The sequence below is a fragment of the Limnobacter sp. genome (genome assembly GCF_043511195.1).
Taxonomy (GTDB): Bacteria; Pseudomonadota; Gammaproteobacteria; order Burkholderiales; family Burkholderiaceae_B; genus Limnobacter.
In genome coordinates this window covers 3,209,489-3,234,431 of record NZ_CP121330.1, presented here as the reverse complement: position 1 = coordinate 3,234,431, position 24,943 = coordinate 3,209,489, and the positions used below count along the sequence as shown (strand labels likewise).

General features: G+C 53.4%; 21 protein-coding genes and 1 pseudogene. 19 read left to right on the top strand and 3 right to left on the bottom strand.

Annotated features, from left to right (window positions below):
• Window positions 1-14: 14 nt before the first annotated feature.
• The 10 genes and pseudogenes from P0D43_RS15335 to P0D43_RS15290 all read left to right on the top strand — a co-directional run bounded on the left by P0D43_RS15335 (window position 15) and on the right by P0D43_RS15290 (window position 12,702).
• Window positions 15-581, top strand: a complete 567-nt coding sequence (locus tag P0D43_RS15335; protein WP_341236789.1) for a TIGR00730 family Rossman fold protein — start codon at window positions 15-17, stop codon at window positions 579-581.
• A 5-nt stretch (window positions 582-586) separates the two neighbouring features.
• The gene (locus P0D43_RS15330; RefSeq protein WP_159572025.1) at window positions 587-1,114 is read left to right on the top strand and encodes a GNAT family N-acetyltransferase; all 528 of its coding nucleotides are present in this window, start codon (window positions 587-589) and stop codon (window positions 1,112-1,114) included.
• 16 nt (window positions 1,115-1,130) lie between these two features.
• Window positions 1,131-1,871 (top strand): sulfite exporter TauE/SafE family protein, encoded by a 741-nt coding sequence (locus P0D43_RS15325; RefSeq protein WP_394672888.1) that lies wholly within the window; start codon window positions 1,131-1,133, stop codon window positions 1,869-1,871.
• 43 nt (window positions 1,872-1,914) lie between these two features.
• Window positions 1,915-2,304: a hypothetical protein gene (locus tag P0D43_RS15320; protein WP_394672887.1), complete on the top strand. Its 390-nt coding sequence runs from the start codon at window positions 1,915-1,917 to the stop codon at window positions 2,302-2,304.
• A 296-nt stretch (window positions 2,305-2,600) separates the two neighbouring features.
• Complete coding sequence (locus tag P0D43_RS15315; RefSeq protein ID WP_394672886.1) at window positions 2,601-3,851, top strand: DUF2254 domain-containing protein; 1,251 nt, start codon at window positions 2,601-2,603, stop codon at window positions 3,849-3,851.
• Window positions 3,852-4,055: 204 nt separating this feature from the next.
• Window positions 4,056-4,517 (top strand): annotated as a pseudogene (locus tag P0D43_RS15310) (GAF domain-containing protein); the annotation flags it as partial.
• Window positions 4,518-6,311: a PAS domain-containing protein gene (locus P0D43_RS15305; protein WP_341236795.1), complete on the top strand. Its 1,794-nt coding sequence runs from the start codon at window positions 4,518-4,520 to the stop codon at window positions 6,309-6,311.
• A 96-nt stretch (window positions 6,312-6,407) separates the two neighbouring features.
• On the top strand, window positions 6,408-8,147 hold the full coding sequence (gene argS / locus P0D43_RS15300) for an arginine--tRNA ligase (protein ID WP_394672885.1): 1,740 nt from the start codon (window positions 6,408-6,410) through the stop codon (window positions 8,145-8,147).
• 132 nt (window positions 8,148-8,279) lie between these two features.
• On the top strand, window positions 8,280-12,260 hold the full coding sequence (locus tag P0D43_RS15295) for an FAD/FMN-binding oxidoreductase (RefSeq protein WP_341236797.1): 3,981 nt from the start codon (window positions 8,280-8,282) through the stop codon (window positions 12,258-12,260).
• Window positions 12,253-12,702: an HIT family protein gene (locus P0D43_RS15290; RefSeq protein ID WP_341236798.1), complete on the top strand. Its 450-nt coding sequence runs from the start codon at window positions 12,253-12,255 to the stop codon at window positions 12,700-12,702. Before P0D43_RS15295 ends, P0D43_RS15290 begins: the two co-directional genes overlap by 8 nt.
• A gap of 116 nt (window positions 12,703-12,818) precedes the next feature.
• Here the strand turns inward: P0D43_RS15290 and phoR are convergent, their stop codons facing one another.
• Both phoR and phoB read right to left on the bottom strand, forming a co-directional pair.
• Complete coding sequence (gene phoR / locus P0D43_RS15285; RefSeq protein WP_341236799.1) at window positions 12,819-14,165, bottom strand: phosphate regulon sensor histidine kinase PhoR; 1,347 nt, start codon at window positions 14,163-14,165, stop codon at window positions 12,819-12,821.
• A 40-nt stretch (window positions 14,166-14,205) separates the two neighbouring features.
• A complete protein-coding gene (gene phoB, locus P0D43_RS15280) occupies window positions 14,206-14,913 on the bottom strand; it encodes a phosphate regulon transcriptional regulator PhoB (RefSeq protein ID WP_008250307.1) in 708 nt (235 codons plus the stop codon).
• 184 nt (window positions 14,914-15,097) lie between these two features.
• Here phoB and P0D43_RS15275 point away from each other — a divergent pair, with 184 nt between their 5' ends.
• From P0D43_RS15275 to cysM, 7 genes are all read left to right on the top strand, one after another.
• Window positions 15,098-15,523 (top strand): gamma-butyrobetaine hydroxylase-like domain-containing protein, encoded by a 426-nt coding sequence (locus tag P0D43_RS15275; RefSeq protein WP_159572058.1) that lies wholly within the window; start codon window positions 15,098-15,100, stop codon window positions 15,521-15,523.
• A 6-nt stretch (window positions 15,524-15,529) separates the two neighbouring features.
• Window positions 15,530-16,270: a bifunctional demethylmenaquinone methyltransferase/2-methoxy-6-polyprenyl-1,4-benzoquinol methylase UbiE gene (gene ubiE / locus P0D43_RS15270; protein ID WP_394672884.1), complete on the top strand. Its 741-nt coding sequence runs from the start codon at window positions 15,530-15,532 to the stop codon at window positions 16,268-16,270.
• 50 nt (window positions 16,271-16,320) lie between these two features.
• Entirely contained in the window at window positions 16,321-17,313 is a 993-nt protein-coding gene (locus P0D43_RS15265) for a Tim44 domain-containing protein (protein ID WP_394672883.1), read from the top strand.
• A 79-nt stretch (window positions 17,314-17,392) separates the two neighbouring features.
• The gene (locus tag P0D43_RS15260) at window positions 17,393-18,100 is read left to right on the top strand and encodes an SCP2 domain-containing protein (RefSeq protein ID WP_394672882.1); all 708 of its coding nucleotides are present in this window, start codon (window positions 17,393-17,395) and stop codon (window positions 18,098-18,100) included.
• Entirely contained in the window at window positions 18,097-19,692 is a 1,596-nt protein-coding gene (ubiB, locus tag P0D43_RS15255; protein ID WP_394672881.1) for a ubiquinone biosynthesis regulatory protein kinase UbiB, read from the top strand. The genes P0D43_RS15260 and ubiB overlap by 4 nt, the downstream gene beginning before the upstream one ends.
• 61 nt (window positions 19,693-19,753) lie before the next feature.
• A complete protein-coding gene (locus P0D43_RS15250; protein WP_159572073.1) occupies window positions 19,754-21,199 on the top strand; it encodes a sodium:solute symporter family protein in 1,446 nt (481 codons plus the stop codon).
• 41 nt (window positions 21,200-21,240) lie between these two features.
• Complete coding sequence (cysM, locus tag P0D43_RS15245) at window positions 21,241-22,143, top strand: cysteine synthase CysM (RefSeq protein ID WP_159572076.1); 903 nt, start codon at window positions 21,241-21,243, stop codon at window positions 22,141-22,143.
• Here the strand turns inward: cysM and mltB are convergent.
• Window positions 22,140-23,216 carry a lytic murein transglycosylase B gene (mltB, locus tag P0D43_RS15240; RefSeq protein ID WP_394672880.1) on the bottom strand — a complete coding sequence of 359 codons (1,077 nt, stop codon included), beginning with the start codon at window positions 23,214-23,216 and terminating at the stop codon, window positions 22,140-22,142. The genes cysM and mltB overlap by 4 nt on opposite strands.
• Window positions 23,217-23,310: 94 nt before the next feature.
• On the opposite strand from mltB, the gene P0D43_RS15235 reads away from it, so the two are divergent.
• Together P0D43_RS15235 and P0D43_RS15230 are read left to right on the top strand one after the other, a co-directional pair.
• Window positions 23,311-24,231 (top strand): histone deacetylase family protein, encoded by a 921-nt coding sequence (locus tag P0D43_RS15235; protein WP_341236804.1) that lies wholly within the window; start codon window positions 23,311-23,313, stop codon window positions 24,229-24,231.
• Complete coding sequence (locus tag P0D43_RS15230; RefSeq protein ID WP_159572085.1) at window positions 24,228-24,917, top strand: carbonic anhydrase; 690 nt, start codon at window positions 24,228-24,230, stop codon at window positions 24,915-24,917. The genes P0D43_RS15235 and P0D43_RS15230 overlap by 4 nt, the downstream gene beginning before the upstream one ends.
• Window positions 24,918-24,943: the final 26 nt, after the last annotated feature.

Genomic DNA, 24,943 nt, shown 5'->3' with positions numbered 1-24,943 from the left:
TTGCTTGAACCTCTATGAAAAACATTTGTGTGTACTGTGGTTCAAGCTCGGGCAGCCGGGTCGAGTATGCCGAAGGCGCAAGGGCTTTGGCCCAAGCGCTGGTGGCCAACCAGCTGGGGCTGGTCTATGGCGGATCCAATTTGGGCTTGATGGGGGCTGTGGCTGAAGAGGTGTTAAGGCTTGGCGGGCGTGCGGTTGGTGTCATTCCTCAAACACTGGTCACCAAAGAACTGGCTCACCCCGCGCTCACCGAGCTCTATGTAACCCGTGACATGCACGAGCGCAAAGCCATGATGGCGGAATTGTCCGATGGCTTTATCGCCTTGCCCGGTGGCTTGGGAACCTTCGAGGAATTGTTTGAAATCCTGACCTGGGCGCAACTCAGTTTCCACCACAAACCTGTGGGTGTCTTGAATGTAAACGGTTATTACGATGGCTTGCTTTCATTTCTGGACCATGCACATGCAGAGGCTTTTATTCGCCCGCAGCACCGCAACATGCTGATGGCACACACCGATGCCAGCAAGCTTTTGGCAGCGTTCAAGGAATACGAAGCGCCTGCAGTGGTGAAGTGGGTATAAGCACCATGCTTACGATTCGTGATGCCACCTTGGCTGACATGACTGCCGTGCACGCGCTTTACGCGCACTACGTATTGCATGAACTGGCCACCTTCGAGTTGGTGCCTCCCACACTTGAAGAAATGTGTGCACGCTGGCAAGCGATACTGAACACAAAGTTGCCCTACCTGGTTGCCGAAATTGACGCTGAAATTGTGGGGTATGCCTATGCAGCCACTTACAGGCCCAGGCCCGCATATCGATACACGGTTGAAGACTCGGTGTATTTGTCGCCAAGCCACAAAGGCAAGGGTATCGGCGCGGCTTTGCTAAGCGAGGTCATTCGCCGGTGTGAACTAGGCCCTTGGCGTCAAATGGTGGCCGTCATTACACAAGGGGGCACGGCCGGTTCGGCTGAATTGCACAGCAAGCTGGGTTTCGAAGAAGTAGGGCGCATGCCCAACGTGGGCTACAAATTCAATCGCTGGGTGGGCACACTCATCATGCAGCGTGCTTTGGGCGATGGCGGCAATTCCAGCCCAGTACCAATCTAAAGGACAAATTTTGGAAGTGAACGATTACACCCTGGTTGTGGGGCTGGCTTTTTTGGTGGCAGGTTTTGTGAAAGGAGTGACCGGCATGGGCCTGCCGCCCATTGCGATCGGCTTGATGGCCGTGGTTGTGCCACCCGTGCAGGCGGCTGCATTAATCGTGGTGCCCTCCATGGTGAGCAATGTGTGGCAAATGCTGGTTGGCCCCGGTTTTCTGCAAGCCTTGCGCCGGTTCCGTGCGCTGTTGATCATGGTGTGCATTGGTGCGGCCTTCGGCGTGGGCGTATTAACCGGTAGCACGCCAGCCTATGCCACGCTGGCATTGGGTTTGGTGTTGTTCGTGTACGCCATGTTGGGTTTGTTCAAGTTCAATATGCATGTGAATGCAGGCAATGAACGTTGGGCATCGCCAGTGGTGGGTGGGCTTACCGGCTTTTTGGCTGGGGCAACCGGGGTGTCGTCAGTGCCCTCTGCGCCCTACATGAATTCATTGGGTATGAGCAAAGATGAATTGCTGCAAGCCTTGGGGCTTGTATTCACCGTGGGCACTTTTGCCTTGGCGGTGGGTTTGTATTTCAAAGGGCGGTTCGAACTGGCGGCGGCCTGGGAATCCACTTTGTGCCTGATTCCCACCATGGCAGGTGTATTGGCCGGGCAAAAATGCCGAACGCTAATAAGTGCAGAAACATTCAAAACCGTATTTTTTGTAGGCCTACTGGCCTTGGGCGGGTACATGATTGTGCGTGTCGTTTGGCTGTAGGCTGATATACACTGAAAGCCACACAAATGCCTTGGAGTAAAACATGCGGCGCATGCTTCTTGCCCTGTGCGTATCGGCGGGTTTGACCGGTTTGGCGGGCATCGGCCTGGTTCAGGCAGCCCCGATCGCTGCAGAGAAGGCGCTTACCCGATTGAATCAGGAAGTCCAGGTTCAAATGAAAGTTCGCTCCAGCAAACTTCGCACTGATCGTGATGAAGTCGATCTCAATTCACACACCAATTTTCGCGATTCTGCCAACCTGACTGTGGTCATTGATGGCCGTGTCGCCACTTGGTATTCCTATCAAGGTATTCACGACTTGCCAAAATTCTTTTTTGGTACAACCATTGTGGTGTCAGGTTTGGTTGAGCAATTTGCGGATCAAACCCGAATTCTTGTAGTCGACCCAGCCCAAATTCAAATCGTGAAGTAAGCCCATGTATTTGCCCAAGCAGTTTGAGGAAACCTCGGTTCCGGTGTTGTTGAGGCGCTGGAAGGTGAAGGCACTGAGAATGCCCTCCGAATGCGTGATTTGGTGAAGAAAAACCTTTGATAAAGAAACTTTGAACAAGGGCGTCAATATTTGCAGGCTTTGTCACGATGGTATTCATGATTTGTATGATGAAATGCGGTTGGCCAAGCAATTTTCAAGCGCCGAAACACTGCTCGCCGATGAAGCCTTGCAAAGGCATTTTGCCTGGGTAGCCAAAAAGAAATAAGGACTTAGCAATGCGGGAAAACCTGTTGTTCCACTGGAACCGAATTCGCGAAAAGCTTTGGGTGAAACCCTTGCTGGTCAGTTTGCTGTCAGTTGCCTTTGCGTTTTTGGCGACATTGGCTGATCAAACCAATGCGTCTGTCTGGGTGCCCGATGTAAGCATCGAGTCCATCGAGTCCATGCTGAATTTGGTCACCTCCAGCATGTTGGTCATTGCCATGTTTGCCGTTGGGGCCATGGTGACCGCCTACAGCTCGGCCAGCAACTCGGCCACGCCGCGCGCCTTTTCAGTGGTGTTGGCAGACGACACCTCGCAGAACGCCCTGTCTGTTTTTATCGGCGTGTTCATTTATGGGGCTGTGTCATTGGTGGCCCTTCAGAACGACCTGTACGAGCACGCGGGCCGGTTTGCACTGTTCGTGGTCAGTGTGCTGGTTTTTGCCCTGGTTATCCTCACGTTCATACGGTGGATGGACAGCATTGCCCGCCTTGGTCGCATGGGTAACACCATTGACAAAGTTGAAGTGGCCGTGGCCGCGTCATTTGTCAGCCGGTTAAAGCAACCCTATCTTGGTGGTAAGCCAGGTTCAAATTCCACCACTTTGCAGGGCGTTCCGCTGGTCTTGTCAAAGGTGGGGTATTTGCAACGCGTCGACATGCCGTCGTTGCAAGCCTGTGCTGAAAAATTTGATATCGAAATCGAAATGGTCGTTTTGCCAGGCAAGTTTTGTACGCCGGCTAACCCGGTGGCCTTTATACAGGGCTCACCCCAGCAGCAAATCGATTGCCTGGCTGAATTGGCGGCTGCCTTTTACTTGGCCGATCAGCGAACTTACGACCAAGACCCTAGATTCGGCTTGATTGTTTTGTGCGAGATTGCCTGCCGGGCCTTGTCCCCGGCGGTGAATGATCCCGGCACTGCCATTGACGTGATTGGCACGGCCACACGACTTTTTCATCAATGGGCCAGTGGGGACAACAACCCGGATGACACGGTGGTGTACGACCGCATCAGCGTTCCCTCCATTCGAGAAGTTGACATGTTTGATGATGCTTTCAATGGATTGGCCAGGGATGCAGCGGGCACGGTCGAGGTGTCTATCCGGTTGCAAAAGGCATTTGTTGCCATGGCCGGTTTTGGCAATCCAGCCATTCGCTCGGCTTGCCTGGAGCATTCTCGAAGGGCATTGGCCAGAAATGAGTTGACCATGACTTTGCCCGAAGACATTGAAGCGGTGAGAAGGGCGTCTCTTTGTAAGTAATTTAAATTTATTAAGTAGTTTGTTTTTTTGACGCCACAATTTGAAAACGATTGTTTCATTCGCAATAATTTTACTATTTCACACAGTTCATTGAATTGATTCATGCGATAACGTGTGCTAAGTGTTGCAACGCAAAAAAGCACGCGTCTCGGATTTCTGCCCGAGCTCGTTATTACATAAATCCCTGATTCTGGTGAGTTTGTCTTGATCGTTTCTGATGCCTTTCCCAACCAAAAAGAATCGGAGCGGTTGGCTGATTTATACAGAACTCAACTGTTGGACAGTCCTTCCGAGCCAGAACTGGATGCTTTGGTCAAACTCGGATCTCGGGTGTTCAATGCGGCGTATTGTCTGATTTCTTTGGTTGATCGGGATCGCTTGTGGTTCAAAGCGAAAACCGGATTGAATGTTTGCGAGTCCGATCGAAGCGGTTCATTTTGTACGCACACCATTCAAAGTAGCGAGCCTTACAAAATCCCAGACACATTAACGGACCCCTTGTACAAGTTGAATCCTTTGGTCACAGGCCCGTTGGGGCTCAGATCGTATCTCGGTGTTCCATTGTATTGTTCCGCGGGCTCGCGAATTGGAAGCTTTTGTATTCTCGATGTAACGCCTCGCCAATGGACTGTTTCAGAGGTACAGATCATTGAGAAAATGGGTCGCATGGCCGAATTGTTGCTCCTGAAAAGTAGCCGCTCAAATACGCCTAGAGCCATCCCTGGAACGGAGTTCAACGCTGTTTGGACCCGAGTTCTTGTCAATGACAGCGTGGTAATGGATGAGACCCTTTCGCATTTGCTGGGTTTCCCGAAAGAAACCTCAGTTGTTAAAGACTGGTTTACCAGGCAAGTATTCGACTGTGATCGTGAGCGCGTGCTGGAAGAGAGGTGTAGGGCTTCTGGTGAGCCTTTCAGCTATCAAATGGGTCTGGCCGATGGCACAGTGCTTAAAGTGTGCGAACAGGTAAAAATAGCTGGGCAGGGGGCATCGTTATACAAACGTGGCGAGATGCAAATTCACATCGTGCAGCGTGATGCACCAAAATCGTCGGTGTTGATTATTCCTGATCACTGCGAATTTCACATCTGCCCCGATTACACGGCAAAAGTGGTTGGTGATACCCACAGTTTGGCCTTCCGGCTGCTGGATTTTCTTCACCCAGCCAATATCGCCAGCTTTATTCAGGCTTGCAAGGCAGTACGCGACAATGGTGGGCGGCGCAGTTTAACGCTTCAGCTCAAGAATCATGGTGGTTACTTTCGTACATACACTGTTCAACTAAGTTGGGACGGCGGTGCAGATTCATCCACAGCTGGTGTGTTCCTGGCAGCATTAACTGTTAACTTGCAGTCCCAGAGTATGGATCTGGCCGCTGCTTACAACGCATCGATGTCAAAAGCCTTGTGCGCTCCCGGTTTCTTTTGTCACGGAGCAACTGGTCAAATATACATAGCGCCCGAGCTTCGTAAAACGATTGGCCTTTTGGGCCACGCACCACCTCTGGATGAGGTGCTTGTCGCGCTGGAAATATTCTCTGGGCGTGAGTTGAAGGCCGTTCTTTCGCGATGCCTGGAAAGCTGTTCATCAGAGCGACTTGAATTTAAACGGGAACAATTTGGGCTTACACACTGGTATCAGATCCTGTTAAATGTCGACACCGTACTTGGCGAGAAGCCTAATCTAAGTGTTTTTCTGATTGACGTGACCGAGCCAAGAGCCGCCAGGTTGGACGCTGAAACCAATTCTTTCACTCGAGATTTGATTCTCCAGAATATGAGCGATGGCTTGCTTGAATTCGACAACTCGAACTTGGTGGTTTTTGCCAATTCAGCAGCCCGCAAATGTATTTTGGGTGCTGTAAGTGGTTTTGTTGCTGGCACATCAATACAAACATTGCTTCCCGGGCTGACCCCGGCAGCGCTGTCGAAGGCGCTTTCGGAAATGAGATATCAAGGTGCGTCCGAGTCGTATGAACTGTATGTGCCCACCACCGGTAAACTAATCAAAACAAAGTTTATTCGTGGGCACAACGCGTCTTACTGCGTAATTAATGACGTTACAAGTCAACACAGAAACCAGCAGCAACTGTCCTTTGCCGAGCAGGCACTTGCGCTTAGTGAATCACCCGTTGTTTTGCTTGAATTAAATGCAGAATCCACTGACACGTGTAGTGTTGTGTATGTCAATGATGCATTCGGGAACAGGTTCAATAGAGATCCGGATTCAATATTGAATGCAGATCCCGAATGGTTTGCTGTCGCGACATTTGGATCAAGTGGCGTGCGCAAGTTAACCCAGGCCATTATGAAGTGGCAAAATGCTTCGGTTCAACTCCAGTACCTCGACCCCAACGGGGTGAGCCGCTCGTGTGTTGTTGAGGTTCGCCCTTCGACGGAGGTACGCAGTTCGACGCGCCATGTGCTGTTGGTGTTGCGGGAACCCGGCGCTTACCAATAATTCAAAGGCTGGGCATGTTGTTGGTTCAAGTACCTTGCGTGGAATCCTTGGTACAATCAGGGGCTTAGCTCATCAACACTGCCCCGACGCCTCCACATGCTTGCCCAACAACGAAACACACTGATCGCCGCATTCGAAGCGGCCGCTGCTGCTGCCCTTAATCAGCCCTTCGAGGGCGTGGCGGCGCTGGAAAAGCCCAAAGACGCCAGCCACGGCGATGCAGCCTGCAATTTGGCCATGCAGTTGGCCAAGCCCGCGCGCCGCAACCCACGCGAACTCGCGCAATTGCTGGCCGACCATGTGAAGGCCAATCCGTCATGTGCGGGGCTGGTCGACGCTGTTGAGGTGGCAGGCCCAGGCTTTATCAATATTCGGTTAAGCCAGCAAGCCCGGGTTGCTGTGGTGGCCGAGGTACTGAAGCAAGGTCCGGAATTTGGTAAATCACAGGCCCATGCTGACGAAACTGTACTCATCGAGTTTGTCTCGGCCAACCCCACCGGCCCGCTGCACGTAGGCCATGGTCGCCAGGCTGCATTGGGCGACGCCATGGCGGCAGCCATGCAAACGCAGGGCTGGAAGGTTCACAAAGAGTTCTATTACAACGATGCCGGGGTGCAAATTCAAACCTTGGCGATTTCAGTTCAAGCCCGTGCCAAAGGGTTTAAACCCGGCGATGCTGAATGGCCCGAAAGTGCCTACAACGGCGATTACATTGCCGATATCGCTACTGATTTTCTGGCTGGCCGGGAAGTGCAGGCCGCTGACGGTGAACCAGTGAAAGGCAATGGCAATGTGGAAGACCTGGAGTCAATTCGCGCCTTTGCTGTGGCGTACTTGCGCGCCGAGCAAGACCTGGATTTGCAAGCCTTTGGTGTGAAATTCGATCAGTTTTACCTTGAAAGCTCGCTTTACTCCGAGGGCAAGGTAGAAGACGCAGTGGCGCTGATGGTTGCTTCTGGTAAAACCTTTGAAGAAGGCGGGGCACTGTGGTTGCACTCGACTGATTACGGCGATGACAAAGACAGGGTCATGCGCAAATCCGAAGGTGGTTACACCTACTTTGTGCCCGATGTGGCCTATCACATCCAGAAATTCAAGCGCGGCTTTGGCAAGGTAATCAATGTGCAGGGCACCGACCACCACGGCACCATTGCCCGCGTGCGCGCTGGCTTGCAGGCATGCAATGTGGGTGTTCCGCAGGGCTACCCCGATTACGTACTGCACAAAATGGTCACTGTCATGAAGGGCGGTCAGGAAGTGAAAATTTCCAAGCGTGCCGGCAGTTATGTCACCGTGCGCGACCTGATTTGCTGGTCGGGCGGGGTGGATGAAAGCCAGCCTATGCTGGAACAGCCAGAGGCGCTCGTCAAAGGCCGCGACGCCGTGCGTTTTTTCCTGGTCAGCCGCAAAGCCGACACCGAGTTCGTGTTCGATGTTGATCTGGCCTTGGCCCAATCCGATGAAAACCCGGTGTATTACGTGCAGTATGCCCATGCCCGGATTCATTCCATTCTCGATCAGGCCGAAGTGGATTTGGCAACGGTTCACAGCGCCAATTTGGCCCTTCTGGGTGCGCCATCTGAACTTGCTTTGCTCAGAACGTTGGTTTCTTACCCGGACATTTTGTCCAAGGCTGCCGATGAGTTGGCGCCACACCACATCGCTTTTTACCTTCGTGAGCTGGCTGGCGCATTCCATGCTTTCTACAATGCCGAGCGAGTGCGCATCGACGACCTGGCCTTGAAAACCGCGCGTGTAGCCTTGCTCGTGGCTGTGGCGACCGTGTTGGCGAACGGCCTGGCGGTTTTGGGTGTTTCCGCGCCCAAACGGATGTAACCGGGTTCTGGCGATTTTGGCTCAAAACCCTTGTCGAATAAGGGTTTTGAGCTGAGTTTGAGGAGTCCTCACTCTAGGCGCAGGTGCCTGGTTTTTGGTACCATAAAAGGCTAAGCAGTCTAAAGGTTTTGCATGAACGCACCCGTCGAATTAAACACATTGAAACCCTCTGCCGGCGAAACCGCTCGCCTGCGGGAAATTCCATACAACTACACCTCGTTTTCGGACCGTGAAATCGTGATCCGTTTACTGGGCGAGTCGGCCTGGAACATTCTTCAAGAGTTGCGCCAGGAAAGAAAAACTGGCCGTTCAGCACGCATGCTGTTTGAGGTATTGGGCGACATCTGGGTGGTGCGCCGCAACCCGTATTTGCAAGACGACCTGCTCGACAATCCCAAGCGCCTGACTGCGCTGATCGAAGCTTTGTTTCACCGCCTGGGCGAAATTGACGCCCGTCGGGTGGAAGTGAAAGAAGCCGCGGTCGAAACGGATACAGACAATCGCAGTGCCAAGGTTCGTGAATTACTCACCGTGGCCGAAAAAGCAGTATTCGAGTTTCAGCGTGAGCTGGAAGCCATGGCCATTTTGCGTGGTCGTGCCCGCAAGGTGTTGGGTGAACACACAGCGAAAGACAACATCAAGTACGACGGTCTGTCGCGTGTTTCCCACGTAACTGACGCCACCGACTGGCGCGTAGAGTACCCGTTTGTGGTGCTCACCCCCGACCGCGAATCTGAAATTCCTGGTTTGGTCAAAGCCTGTATCGACTTGGGCCTCACCATTATTCCACGTGGAGGCGGCACGGGTTACACCGGTGGCGCGGTGCCACTCACGGCCTTGTCGGCCATCATCAACACCGAAAAGCTGGAAGAACTTGGCCAAGTCAAAATGGAAGTGTTGCCTGGTCTTTCTGAGGAATACGCAACCGTGTTTTCGGGTGCGGGTGTGGTCACCAAGCGCGTATCGGAAGCGGCTGAAGCCGCTGGTCGTGTGTTTGCAGTTGACCCCACATCGGCCGAAGCCAGCTGTATTGGCGGCAACGTGGCCATGAATGCGGGCGGCAAAAAAGCCGTGTTGTGGGGTACTGCGCTCGATAACCTGGCGTGGTGGAGAATGGTCGACCCACAGGGCGACTGGCTTGAGGTGACTCGAGTCAACCACAACCTGAGCAAAATTCACGACGCACCCCAGGCCGATTTTGACCTGGTGTGGTCCGATGGCCGCCTGGCACCGAATGCCAAAATTCTGAAAACCGAACGCCTTACCGTTGAGGGCGCACGCTTCCGCAAAGTGGGTTTGGGCAAAGACGTGACCGACAAGTTTCTGGCCGGATTGCCCGGTATCCAGAAAGAAGGCTGCGATGGCTTGATCACATCGGCCAAGTGGATTTTGCACCGCATGCCCAAACACACCCGCACGGTGTGTCTGGAGTTTTACGGCCAGGCCCGCGACGCAGTGCCTTCAATTGTCGAAATCAAGAACTACCTCGATACCGAGGGCAAAGCCATGGGCGCCATTTTGGCGGGCCTTGAGCACCTCGACGAGCGCTATTTGCGCGCGGTGAAATACAGCCCCAAGTCCAAGCGTGGCGCTTTCCCGAAAATGGTGTTGTTTGGCGACATTGTGGGCGACGATGAAAATGCAGTGGCCCAAGCGGCTTCTGAAGTGGTTCGCCTGTCCAACGGCCGCGCAGGTGAAGGTTTTGTGGCAGTTAGCCCCGAAGCCCGCAAGAAGTTCTGGCTTGACCGCGCCCGCACCGCCGCCATTGCGCGCCACACCAACGCCTTCAAAATCAACGAAGACGTGGTTATTCCCCTGCCGCGCATGGGCGAATACACCGATGAAATCGAGCGAATCAACATTGAATTGTCGATTCGCAACAAACTGAAACTGGTTGCAGCGCTTCGAGCCTTTTTTGAGAAGCCCTTGACCCTGGGCAAAACCGACGAAGTGGATTCCACCAAGTTGTCGACTGAAGACCTGGTGGGCGACCGTGTTGGCCGCGCCGTTGAGTTGCTTGAAGGCGTGCATGAGCGCTGGAGCTGGCTGCTGGGCAATATGAACATGCCTTTGGCACAAGCCAATGCAGTGTTGAAAACAATTGGTTTGGGTCATCTGGATGCCGCGCTTGAAAAGCGTTTGGCAGATCAACCTGAAGCGACCGTGTTCGATGTGTTGCAAGATCGCACCATTCGGGTTAGCTGGAAAACCGAACTGCGCCACAACCTGAACCGCATTTTTGAAGGCGGTGTGTTTGTGCCCGTGATGGAAGAATGCAAAGCCATTCACAAGCAGGTACTGCGCGGTCGTTTGTTCGTGGCGCTGCACATGCATGCTGGCGACGGCAATGTGCACACGAACATTCCGGTGAATTCTGACGACTACGAAATGTTGCGTGAAGCGGAACACACCGTTGACCGCATCATGCAAATTGCCCGGAATCTGGACGGTGTTATTTCCGGTGAGCACGGTATTGGCATTACCAAGTACCAGTACCTCACCAAAGAGGAATTGCAGCCGTTCCAGGATTACAAGCAGCGCATCGACCCGGAAGGTCGTTTCAACAAGGGCAAGCTGTTGCCCGGCGGTGATTTGGCCAATGCCTACACGCCCAGCTTCAACTTGATGGGCCATGAAAGCCTGATCATGAGCCAAAGCGACATTGGCTCAATTGCAGATTCCGTGAAAGATTGTCTGCGTTGCGGCAAGTGCAAGCCCGTGTGTTCTACCCACGTGCCGCGTGCCAATTTGCTGTACAGCCCACGCAACAAAATTCTGGCCACCTCTTTGCTGGTCGAAGCCTTCTTGTATGAAGAACAAACCCGCCGTGGTGTGTCCATCAAGCATTGGGAAGAATTCGAAGACGTGGCCGACCACTGCACGGTGTGCCACAAGTGTTTAACGCCATGCCCGGTCGATATCGATTTTGGCGATGTGTCCATGAACATGCGCGCCCTTTTGCGCAAGCTGGACAAGAAAAGCTTCAACCCCGGCACTGCCTTGGCCATGACTTTCCTGAATGCGAAAGACCCGGCCACCATCAAAGCCATGCGTGTGGGCATGACAGGCATTGGTTACAAGCTGCAGCGTGGCGCCTACAAAGTGGCGAAGTCGCTGGGTATGTTGAACAAGCAAATCGCCAAGCCGCCTGCCACGGTGGGCAAGGCACCACTTCGTGAGCAGGTGATTCACTTCATCAACAAGCCCATGCCTGGTGGTTTGCCCAAGAAAACCGCACGTGCCTTGCTTGATATTGAGAACAGCGATTACGTGCCGGTGATTCGCAACCCGAAAACCACGCAGGCTGACACTGAAGCGGTGTTCTATTTCCCTGGTTGCGGTTCTGAACGTTTGTACAGCCAGGTGGGTTTGGCCACGCAGGCCATGTTGTGGAATGTGGGCGTGCAAACTGTGCTGCCTCCTGGTTACCTGTGCTGTGGTTACCCGCAGCGTGGGGCAGGGCAGTACGACAAAGCCGAGAAAATGATCACCGACAACCGCGTGCTGTTTCACCGCGTTGCCAACACCTTGAACTATCTTGACATTAAAACCGTGGTGGTGAGCTGTGGCACCTGTTACGACCAGTTGCAGGGTTATGAGTTCGAGAAAATTTTCCCTGGCTGCCGCATCATCGACATCCACGAATTCCTGATGGAAAAAGGCGTGACGCTGGACAATGTGACGGGTACGAAGTACATGTACCACGACCCTTGCCACACACCCATGAAAACCTACGACCCGCTGAAGGTTGTGAACCAGTTGATGAACAGCGAGTTGCAGGGCCAGAACATCACCAAGAATGATCGCTGCTGTGGCGAATCGGGCACCTTTGGTGTTTCGCGCCCCGACGTGGCCACGCAGGTCCGCTTCCGCAAGGAAGAGGAAATGCGCAAGGGTGCGGAAAAGGTGCGAGAAAACGCACCACAGGCCGATGTGAAAATTCTGACCAGCTGCCCATCCTGCTTGCAGGGTTTGAGCCGCTACAGCGACGATGCCAATTTGCAAGCAGATTACATTGTGGTTGAAGTTGCCAAGCATGTGCTGGGTCAGGACTGGTTGCAAAACTACGTGAAAGACGCCAACGACGGCGGCATTGAGCGCATCCTTGTCTAATTGCCCCCTGTGTGCCACACCGGGCGGCGATTGGGTGTTCAATTGCAGCAAATTTCGGGTGATCGAGGCCGTGGATGCCGATTACCCCGGCTTTCTGCGCTTGATCTGGAACGACCATGTTCGCGAGTTTTCTGACCTGAGTCGGGAAGATCGGATGCTGTGTATGGACGCGGTGGTATTGCTTGAGCAATTCGTGTTGCGCGTATTCAAGGCCGACAAAGCCAATATTGCTACGCTTGGCAATGTGGTGCCCCATTTGCATTGGCATGTCATTCCGCGTTTTACCGACGACAAACACTTTCCTGCTCCGGTGTGGGCTGTGGCCAAGCAGGGTGTTTCCTTGTCGCCCCGGCAGCAGTTGGTGCTTGATTCAAAGCCCAAGTGGATGCTGGCATTGCGGGCTGAGTTGCTGGCGGCGTTTCCTGGCGTAGCGAACATGTAATTAAGGCCTGGCTAGGTTAGGCTCACGCACAACGTGAGCCTAACCTAGCCAGCCCTGTTGATTGCGCGCTCAGCAACCGAATTGGTGGTTTGCGGTAAAGCTACACGTCGCTTCGCTCAAACAGTCGTCGCTTCGGAAACGGCAGGTTTTGAAGCCGCACCAGCCTTCGCCAGTGGCAGCAGAATCGTAAATGTACTGCCCGCATTCGGCCGGCTTTGAATGTCCAGTTCACCATCGTGGCGTTGCACCACATGCTTCACAATCGCCAAGCCCAAGCCAGTACCACCGCTTTCGCGTGAACGGCTGCGGTCCACACGGTAAAAGCGCTCAGTCAGTCGTGGAATGTGTTCTGCCGATACACCAATGCCAGTGTCTTTCACAACAAACGTTGCACAGGGTTTTCCAATCTCGTTTTCTGTCTTGCGCAAACTGATGGAAATTTTTCCATGCGCGGGTGTGTAACGCACAGCATTGGTCACGATATTCGAGAAGGCGCTGAAAATCTCGGCTGAATTGCCGAAACCCATTAAACCCTTGTCAACATCCACCGAAATATCGTGCTTTCCGGCGGAAAGTTGTTGGGCTTCATCACCTGTTTTCTGGGCAATTCCACTCAAATCAACTGGTTCGCCACCTTCACCCGCATTGGGCGATGATTCAAGCGCCGACAAAGCCAGCAGGTCTTCCACCAGGTTCTGCATGCGGTTGGCCTGGGTGTACATCAAATTCAGGTATTCGGTTTGTTGTTCTTTGCTCAATGGCAAATCACGAAATGTTTCCAGAAAACCGCTGAGCACGGTCAGTGGCGTTTTCAGTTCATGCGACACATTGGCAATGAAGTCCCGACGCATGCGTTCCAGTTTTTCAACCTGGGTTACATCGCGGGAAAGTACCAGCATTTGCTGGTCACCATAGCTGACCAACTGTACCGACAATACTTTGCTGCGGCTGCGTGGGGCGGTCATGATCAGGGGTTGTTCCCAAGAGCGGCTGCGTATGTATTTCGAGAAATTGGGATTTCGAACCAGGTTAATCAGGGGCTGGCCAATGTCGCTGCCCAGTTTCAATCCCAGGTGGTCTTGCGCTGTGTCGTTACACCAGGAAATGTGACCTTCGGAATCGAGCGTAACAACGCCATCGGGCAAGGCCTGTGCGGCGGTTCTGAAAGAGACCAAGGCATTGGTCAGTGCCTGTTGCTGGCGCTGGTGCAAGCGCAGGTAGCGGAACAGTTTCGCCGCGAGGTCGTCCCACCAACTGGAAACCTCGGGCACGTTTTCGACTTTGAAGTCATCCAGCCAGGCAATAATGCGCAGGCCCGAGCGCACGTGGAGCGCATAGACCAGTAGCGAGGCCAAAATAGAACCAGCCACCGCGCCCGTGGGCCCGGCAACCATTTGGCCCACGATGGCAGCTGCACCCAGCACCATGGCCAATAGTATGAGTCGAAAAAAGATGAACGTCATAGGTGCGTATTCTAGGGGAATATCCCGTCGGGGGGAGCCCTTAGTTTAGTGCACCTTCATTTTGCGTTGCGGTAAAGCGGTAGCCTGCACCACGAACTGTTTCAATCAGGCGGTCATGCCCGGAAATAGTCAATGCCTGGCGCAAGCGTCGAATGTGTACATCTACCGTGCGCTCTTCTACAAACACATGGTCGCCCCACACCTGGTCGAGCAGTTGGGTACGGCTGTGTACGCGCTCGGGGTGGGTCATGAAAAAGTGCAGCAAGCGGAATTCGGTGGGGCCCATGTCGATAATTTTGTCATGGCCCATGATGCGGTGCGTCACCGGGTCCAGCTTCAGGCCATGTACTTCCACAATATCGTCGGTCAGCTGGGGCGCACGGCGGCGCAATACTGCCTTAATCCGGGCCAGCAACTCCTTGGGCGAGAAAGGCTTGGTAATGTAATCGTCTGCACCTGCTTCCAGGCCGTCTACTTTGTCCTGTTCTTCTGTGCGGGCAGTTAGCATAATGACCGGCACGTGGCGTGTGCGCTCGTGGCCGCGCAACTCGTGTGCAAACTGAATGCCGGTTTTGCCTGGCAACATCCAGTCTAGCAACACCAAGTCAGGCAATTCAGCTGTAATCAGGGTTTTTGCCTGGTCCGCATCGGCGGCCCGCAGCACTTTGTGCCCAGCAAAGCTCAGGTTGACGGCAATCAGTTCTGCAATCGCGGGTTCATCTTCAACAACTAGGATGGTGCTGGACATCTCGTTTTTCCTCTTCTCTGGCATATTTGTTTGGTGCAACGTCACCTAAAGTAGTGGATTTCCATGACAGTAATATGACACTTGAATGAATCGTCATCAAATTAATCCCGGGCCATGGTGTAAACCGCTGTCGGCCTTGATGAGATACACTTGAGGATTACGCATTCCAAAGACCCTAAGCAGCATGGAAACCACCAATATTCCCACCCCCACACGCATTGTGGTGCACCAAAAGTCCAAGGTGCTCGAAATTGAATTCGACACTGGCGCCTGTTTTAACCTGCCTTTCGAGCTATTGCGGGTGTATTCCCCCTCGGCCGAGGTTCGTGGCCATGGTCCCGGCCAGGAAACCCTTCAGGTTGGTAAAAAGGAAGTCATGGTCAACAACCTGGAACCTGTGGGGATGTACGCAATCAAGCCGTTTTTCTCAGATGGCCACGATTCTGGCCTGTTCAGCTGGCAATACCTGCTGTGGATGGGCGAAAACCAAGAGGGTTTGTGGGAAGACTACCTGGAACGCATGAAAGCTGCGGGTGCCAGTCGTGAACCCAACGCACCAGAAAACATTCCATTCGAACAAAAGAAAGGCGGCGCTTGCGCGAGCCACTGAAAAATCATGAACGATAAAATTACCGATTTCGGCTTCGAAAAGGTTCCCGAGGACCAAAAAGCCAAGAAAGTAGCCGAGGTATTTGATTCCGTGGCCGCCAAATACGACATCATGAACGACTTGATGTCGGGCGGCATGCATCGATTGTGGAAGGCCAGCACTGTGCGGGCTGCTGGTGTGCGCCCCGGGATGAAAGTGCTTGATATCGCCGGCGGTACAGGCGATCTCAGCAAGGCTTTTCTGGACAAAGCAGGCCCCAGTGGGGAAGTGTGGTTGACTGACATCAATGAGAGCATGCTTCGGGTGGGACGCAATCGCATGATTGATCGCGGGTATTTGCCAAAAATGGCCCTGTGCGATGCGGAAAAGCTGCCGTTTCCCGACAATTACTTCGATGTGGTCACCGTGGCGTTTGGTTTGCGCAACATGACCCACAAAGACATCGCTTTGAGCGAAATGCGCCGGGTGATCAAACCGGGCGGCAAGGTGCTTGTGCTCGAGTTTTCGAAGGTAAATCCCTTGTTGGCACCCGCTTACGACCTTTATTCGTTCCAGGTGCTGCCAAAAATTGGTCAAGTGGTAGCCCAAGATAGCGCTAGCTACCAATATTTGGCCGAAAGCATTCGCATGCATCCTGATCAGGAAACCCTGAAAAGCATCATGCTTGAGAGTGGTTTCGACCAGGTGAAGTACACCAACTTTACCGCAGGCGTAGTGGCCCTGCACCAAGGAACCAAATTCGCCTGAATGTGTCTATTGGCTACACGCGAAAAATTAATATTCTGGAGGCTGTTGCTGTGAAAACCCGTGTTTGGTCTGTTCGATTGTCTGTGTTGGCGGTTGTGGCCGCTTTTTTGAGTCTGAGTGTGTTGCCAACTGACGCGGAAGCGCGTCGCATGGGTGGCGGTGGCAGTTTTGGCCGTTCGGCGCCTTCGCAGTTCCAGAAAACCGCGCCGACTTCGCCTTCCGGCACCACGTCAACTGCGCCCAGCAAGCAGCAGGCCACCAATCCTGCCGGTACTACGGCAGGTACAGCGGCTGCACCACGCAACCGTTTTCTGGGTCCCTTGGGTGGTTTGGCGGCAGGTTTGGGTTTGGCGGCCTTGTTTGGCTACCTGGGCTTTGGCGCGGGCATGGCTGAGTTTCTCGGAACAATCCTGATGATCGGCTTGGCCGTGTTTGCGGTCATGTTCCTGGTGCGCATGTTGCGCGGTCAACAGGCCACAAAGCCTCGCCCGGCTTACAGCGCCCCCGGCATGAACGCGGGTGATTCTGCAAACAGTTATCGTCAAGGCCCGGCAAACACCATAAACGATCCCGTGCCCGGCATGGGCGCCCCACGTGCTGATCAAAGCTTTGGTCAGTTTGGCGGTGCTTCTGCCTTTGACGCACCCGTGCCAGCCGCCACACCCACGAAAGACCTGCCTGCCGGTTTCGATGAGGCGAACTTTGTGAACAGTGCCAAGAAGTTTTTTGTCACGATGCAAGGCGTATACGACAAGGGCGACATTGATAGCCTGCGTGAATATTGCAGCGACGACGTGGTGGAGCATCTCAAAGACGAGATTGATGCGCGGGGCGGTGCAGTGAACCGCACCGATGTGGTCACACTCGATGCGCAGTTGATTGGATTCGAGACCGATGTGGATGAGCAAATCGCGACTGTGGCCTTCACCGGCATGCTGCGCGAGGAGCAAGACGGGCCTGCAGCCGAAATCAATGAGCTTTGGATTATGTCCCGCCCTGTTTCAGGCGGCGGCTGGGTGCTTTCGGGCATTCACAATCTGTAATTTTTGACCCTACCCGCCGGGCTTGGCCTGCCCGGCTGGGTTACACTCAAACAAATTTTTTGACTGTTGGAAGTGTGCCTTGGCCAGTCCCCCCGTTTTGTTTTTTCAGTTTGCCTCCAAACTACTGTCATCTGGCCAGGCCAAAGGTGTGGCTGCGGCAGGTGGTTTGCTCTCAGCCCCTTTGGCCTTGATGTCTGCAACGGTGACGCAGATGGCTTGCCTTGTGCTCAATCACTTGCTGGACCAGCAACGCAGCAGCAAATCAAAATTGCAGAAAGAGTCTGGCAAAGTCCTTGATCTGAATATTTTGCCGGTGCAACTAAAATTACGGGTGAACGATCAGGGTTACTTTCAGGCCAGCTCAACCAGCAACGGCGTTGCCGCATCGGCAGATACCAAAATTTCGATGCAATGGGCTGATTTGATCGGCTCTGTCAGTAACCCCAACAGCATGTCGCGCAAGGCCGCAATCGAGGGTGATATGGATTTCGCCCAAACCGTATCCACTGTCATCAACGATTTAAGCTGGGATCCCGAACGTGATCTGGCGCGTGTGGTAGGCGATGCGCAGGCCGTGTGGGTCATGAATACGCTTGCCGCTTTGGGAACGAATGCCCGGGATGTGGTGCAGCGATTCAAAAGTAATTTGCGCGAGTACGTGGTGCATGAAAAATCCATGACTCCAACAGCCTCGGAGTTTGATGCGTTTCGCGGTGAAGTCAATCAAATGCGAGACGAACTGGCGCGTCTTGAAAAACGCCTGGCCAAGCTGGGTGCACCCAAATGAAGTTACGCCGCCTGGCACGCATCGCATTGGTGGCCAGAAAATATGGCCTCTTCCTGATTGCAGCGGATTCAATCAACAACGGTTTTGCCAAGTGGTTCCTGACGTTGATTTCCTCGCGGTCCCACGTTCAGGCGCCACGCGGTGAGCGCATGCGCCGTGCGCTTGAAGATCTTGGTCCCCTGTTTGTCAAGTTCGGGCAGCTGTTATCAACCCGCCGGGATTTGCTGCCAGAAGATGTGGCAGATGAACTGGCCCGGTTGCAAGACCAGGTGCCCGCGTTTTCCTCTGAAAAAGCCCGTGAATTGATTGAGGCCAGTTTGGGTCGTCAAATCGATGACATGTTTCTGGATTTCCAGAACATGCCTGTGGCCAGTGCTTCAATTGCGCAGGTTCATTTCGCGGTAATTCGCTCGGGTGAACATGAGGGCAAAAAAGTTGCGGTAAAAGTGTTGCGCCCCGGCATGATCGAGGTGATCGACAAAGACCTGGCCTTGATGAAAACTGCGGCCCAGTGGATTGAGAAAATTTCCTCAGACGGCAAACGCTTAAAGCCTCGCGAGGTGGTGGCCGAGTTCAACAAGTACCTGCACGATGAACTGGACTTGATGCAAGAAGCAGCCAATGCTTCGCAGCTTCGCCGCAATTTCTCACCAACTTCGGGCAGCGGGCATTTGTTGCGTGTTCCAGAAATGTACTGGGACTATTGCTGTAGCACGGTGATCACCATGGAGCGCATGCACGGCATTCCAATTTCGCAGATCGAGCGGCTACGCGAGAACAACATTGACCTGAAAAAATTGTCCCGTGAAGGTGTGGAAATCTTTTTCACCCAGGTGTTTCGTGATGGTTTTTTCCATGCAGACATGCACCCCGGCAATATTTATGTGGGTGATCAACCCGAGGATTTTGGCCGTTACATTGCGTTGGATTTTGGTATTGTCGGCACGCTCAGCGATGTGGACAAACAATACCTGGCGCAAAACTTTCTGGCTTTTTTCCGACAAGACTACAAGCGAGTGGCCGAGCTACACGTTCAGTCGGGCTGGGTGCCCAAGGGCACACGGATTGATGAACTGGAATCCGCCATTCGTGCGTGCATTGAGCCATTTTTTGGGAAGCCCTTGAAAGAAATTTCACTGGGACAGGCCTTGATGCGGCTGTTTCAAACATCCCGTCGCTTCAATGTGGAAATTCAGCCCCAGTTGGTTTTGTTGCAAAAAACCCTGCTGAACGTCGAAGGTTTGGGCCGACAACTCGACCCCGATCTGGATCTTTGGAAAACTGCCAAACCGTATCTGGAAAACTGGATGCACCAGCAAATTGGTTTCAAGGGCTTTCAGTCCAGCCTGCAGTGGGAGGCTGCGCAGTGGTCTCAAATTTTGCCTGCCTTGCCACGTTTGTTGCACCAAACCCTGACGCATTCCAATGGCCGGGTCGACGATCAAATTGAACAGTTGGTGAAACAACAAAAACGCTTGAATCGCGCTTTGTTCTGGATGGTATTAATGCTTGCCGTGTTGTTTGGCGTTGTAGCGCTTGATTTGTTGTGGCCTTTCTTGATTGGCTACGCGGGGCCGAAAGGCTTGTTCTAGCAGTGCGCATGTTTCTTGCCTATAATCCGAAATCATTTTTTCTCTCTGGTGGGTTTTCAAGATGTTGCTTGCCTCGGTAGTTGCTTATTTGCTGGTTTCTGTATTCATTGGCCTGTATGTGGCCAGAAATGTAAGTAGTACAGCGGATTACGCGGTGGCGGGCAGGCACCTTTCCTTGCCCATCGTGACCGCAACGGTGTTTGCCACTTGGTTCGGCTCTGAAACGGTGCTGGGTATTTCCTCAACCTTTGTAGAAGAGGGTTTGAGCGGCATTGTGGCTGATCCGTTTGGTGCCTCCATGTGCCTGATTTTGGCGGGTCTGTTCATTGCGCCCAAAATTTATCGTCTGAATTTGCTCACCTTGGGTGACTACTACCGCGTCCGCTACAACCGGGTCGTCGAGATTTTTTGTAGCGCCTGTATTGTGGTGTCCTATCTGGGTTGGGTGGCTGCGCAAATCAGTGCACTGGGTTTGATCTTCAATGTGCTCACTGATGGTGCAATTTCCCAGGAATGGGGCATGATCATTGGTGCCAGTGTGGTGCTTATCTACACGCTGTTTGGTGGCATGTTGTCAGTGGCCATTCTCGATTTCATTCAAATGGTGGTGATTGCAGCTGGTTTGGTCTACATCATGTGGATTGTGGCTGACCTGGCTGGTGGCGTAGGCACGGTGGTTGACCATGCCGAAGCAGCGGGCAAACTGCAGTTTTTCCCTGAAGAATTCAGCTATGTGATGTGGGTGCCGTTCGTGGGCGCTTTCCTGACCATGGCCTTTGGTTCAATTCCCCAGCAGGATATTTTTCAACGTATCAGCTCGGCCAAAAACGAAAAAACTGCGGTACGTGGCGCGGTGCTCGGTGGTTCCCTGTACTTCTTTTTCGCATTCATTCCGGTGTTTTTGGCCTATGGCGCCATCATGATCGACCCGGCTACCTTTAGTGCAATGGTGTCTGAAGACTCGCAAATGGTCTTGCCCAATTTGGTGTTGATGCACACGCCCCTGTTTGCGCAAATCGTGTTTTTCGGTGCGCTTATTTCAGCCATCATGAGTACATCAAGTGCCACTTTGTTAGCGCCTTCCGTGTCTTTCGCTGAAAACATTGTGAAGAACATTTATCCGAACATGGACGACAAAGCCTTGTTGTTGACCATGCGGGTGTCTGTGTTTGTGTTCACCATCATCGTGGTGGCTTTCGCAATCAACAGCGATTCCTCCATATTTGAAATGGTGGAAAGCGCCTATGAAATTACCTTGGCTGCCGCATTTGTGCCCTTGGTGTTCGGCCTGTACTGGAAGGGTGCCACTTCGCAAGGCGCGGTGTGGTCAATCATTGTGGGTGTCAGCAGCTGGTTGATTGCCAAAAACTTCTTCCCCAGCGAAGTTTGGCCACCCCAGTTGTTGGGCATGGTGCTGGGCTTGTTCACCATGATTATCGCCTCTCTGTTGCCACAGTGGATTGAACACAGGCCGGCGCTACGTGACGGTGTTGTGCACCCACATTAAGCTAAAATAGCCGGATTACCTTTGTTGAAAGTGATCCGGCTGTGAAATACCTCACCATTGAAGACACCATCGGCAACACCCCCTTGGTTCAGTTGCAACGTTTGCCTGGCAAGGCCAATGCCGATCGCGGCAATGTCATTCTTGGCAAGCTAGAGGGCAACAACCCGGCGGGTTCAGTGAAAGACCGCCCGGCAATTTCCATGATCAAACGTGCTGAAGCACGCGGCACCATCAAGCCCGGCGACACCCTGATCGAAGCCACATCGGGCAACACCGGTATTGCGCTCGCCATGGCTGCGGCCATTCGCGGATACCGCATGGTACTCATCATGCCTGAGCACCTTAGCATCGAGCGCCGTCAAACCATGCGTGCATTTGGCGCAGAAATCATTTTGACTCCGCAAAAGGGTGGCATGGAATACGCGCGTGATTTGGCCGAACAAATGCGCGATCAAGGCAAGGGTGTCATCCTCGACCAGTTCGCCAACGAAGACAATCCGCTGGCGCACTTCGAGACTACCGGTCCGGAAATTTGGCGCGACACGGGTGGCAAAGTGACTCATTTCGTCAGTGCCATGGGCACCACCGGATCGATTATGGGTGTGTCTCGTTACCTGAAAAGTCAAAATCCCAATGTGCAAATTATTGGTGCGGAGCCCAGCGAGGGGTCGCAAATTCCCGGTATTCGCAAATGGCCCCAGGAATACCTGCCCAAAATTTACAAGCCCGCCGGCGTGGACCGTGTGGTGCAGGTAACCCAGCTTGAGGCCGAAGAAATGGCCCGAAAAATGGCAGCCGAAGAGGGTATTTTCTGCGGCATATCAGCCGCAGGTGCTGCGCACATTGCGCTAAAAATTGCTGAAGAAGTTGAAAACGCCACGATCGTGTTCATTGTGTGCGACCGTGGAGATCGTTACCTGTCCACGGGTGTTTTTCCAGCCTAATTCAGCATGTCCCTTCTAAGTTTCAACGCCTCGCTCAACTCCAGCACGGCGTTGGCATAGAAGGAACTGCGGTTGTAACGCGTGACTACGTAAAAATTGTGCCCACCCGCGACGAAAGCGGGTTCGGCGTCCCCGCGCACCAGTTCAATCAAGGCCAGTTTTTCATCCGGCAATGTTTCACCCTTCAGCTTCACGCCTTTTTGTTGCATCACTGCTGGGGTAAAGGTGGGCACAATGTCGGGTGCCAGTAGTTCCTTCAAATTATCGGCATGCTCGATATCAACCAGCACGCGCGTGGCTTTGCCTGTTTCCCAGCCGTGTACTTTCAAAAAATTGGCCACACTGAAAATGGCATCGCGGCGGCTGTGAAATAGGTCGACGATGCCATCGGCATCGCCATCTACGGCATAAGCCGTCCATGAACTGGGCATGAATTGACCCAGGCCAATTGCCCCGGCATACGATCCTTTCACCTCGAGCGCGTCCAGATGGGTTCTGTTGCACAGGGCGATGAAGGCTTCCAGTTCGCTGAGAAAGAATTCCGAACGGTCTTTTTGACCTTCAGGATAAGCAAAGGCCAATGTGGCAAGTGAATCCAGTACCCGGTAATTGCCAATGTGTTGCCCGTAAATGGTTTCTACGCCAATGATGGCCACGATCACTTCTTGCGGAATGCCATACGTGGCTTCAGCCTCTTTCAGGGTGTCCAGGTTGGCGTCCCAAAACTCAACGCCTTTGCGAATTCGATAAGGCTCAACAAATCGGCTGCGGTAGGTGTCCCAGTTGCGTACCCCTTTGGTTTTTGGCGGCATGACGGCTTTTACCACCTGCGGCAGCAACTCGGCCTGTTTTAACAGGCTCAGTGTGGTGCTTGAAGGAATACCCTCTTTGGCCTGTAATCGCTCAGCAAGGGCTGTCGCATTTCTGTGCGCTGCAAAGTCAACCTTCTGGGTGTCTTGGGCGTGTACAGATTGAGTGCACAGGGCTGTGCTGATTAGAATGGATGCAAAGCTTGTTAAGATTCGATGAGTAGTCACAGAAGGAGTCAGCATGTCCGGTGTAGGTGTAGTCAAAAGTAGTAGCGGTCGACCCGGCGCGTGTTTACTTGGTTTGGCAGGTCTGTTGTTCACTATAACCCAGCATTTGTGCGCTGTTCGGGACTAAGCCATGACCACTGCCTATATTTCCCACAATGATTGCGCCTTGCACAATCCTGGTCTTGGTCACCCGGAAAGCATGGCTCGCCTGCGCGTGATTCGTGAAAAACTGCAAGCGTCCGATTTGTGGCCCCGCTTGGTGCACTGTGACGCACCGGAGGTGCCTTGGTCGGCTGTGACTGCCGTTCACACGCCTGCGTACGTGGAAAGTATCAAGGCCCGTTTTCCGCTGAAGCGAAACATTGATATTGATGGCGACACCACCTTGTCGGAATTCTCGCTGGATGCGGCTCGACGTGCTGCGGGCGCCTGCGTGCATGCAGTGGATTTGGTCATGGCGCATGCGGTCAACAACGCGTTTTGTGCGGTTCGCCCGCCCGGTCACCATGCCTGCGTAGACCGCGCCATGGGCTTTTGTGTGTTCAACAATGTGGCCATTGCCGCGCAACACGCCATTGACGCTTACCGGCTTGAACGCGTGCTGATTGTTGATTTCGATGTGCACCATGGCAATGGCACCGAGCATGCATTTGCCAACAATCCGAAAATACTGATGTGCAGCACCTTTCAATCGCCACTTTATCCATTCAGTGGGGGGCTGGGTGGTGCCCGCAATATGGTGAACTGTCCTGTTCGGCCTGGCGGTGACCGCGAGGAAATCAAGCACGCCATTCAAACCCACTGGGTCGATGCGATTGATCAGTTCAAGCCCCAGTTGGTGTTGGTGTCTGCCGGGTTTGATGCCCACGAAAAAGACCCCCTGGCTGACATGCAATTGACCACTGAGGACTACGGCTGGATCACGCACTTCCTGAAAAGGGTGGCCGATGAGTATTGCGATGGAAAGCTGGTTAGTACCCTGGAGGGCGGTTACGAGCTAGAGGCCCTGGCCGATTCTGTTTATGCCCATGTGGAGGCGCTTGCATCGTGATTTTTTCAACGCCTGCGCCGTATTCTGAAGATCGGTTGAGCGAAATGCTGGCGCGAAACGCCGAATGGGTGGAGCAAATCACCGCGCAAGATCCAGACTATTTCAAACGACTTTATGCGGGGCAAAGTCCGGCATTCACAGTGATTAGTTGTTGCGACAGCCGGGCCGACCCCAACACCTTGTTGCAAAGCAATTTGGGCGAGCTGTTTGTTTATAAAAATGTGGCCAACCAAACGGGTTTGAACGACCTTAGTTTGCAAACCGCCTTGCAGTTCTCCATCGATAGTTTGAAGGTCAAGCACCTTTTGGTGTTTGGGCATCACAACTGCGGAGGCGTGCGCATCGCCTTGGGCTTGCATGCAGGTGGCGCCCCTGGCGACTGGCTGGAAGGTGTGCGCGAACTGGCCCACGATCACCTGATGTTCAACCCAGCGTCGCTGGAAGAGGCCAACCGCAATGTTGACAAGCTGTGCGAATTGAACGTGATTCAGCAAGTGCGCCTGGCGGCGTTGAGCCCAGCCGTGAATACGGCTTGGGGGAGAGGTGAACCTGTGGCGGTGGGCGGCCTGGTGTATAGCCTGTCGACCGGGCGGGTGATCGATCTGGATTGCACCATTCGAAGCCGTGATGAAATCGACGAGCGCTGCTTTTCAGCGATGAAATCGATCTGCGCCCGATACCAATAACCTCGACAAACCACCCCTTAGAGTGT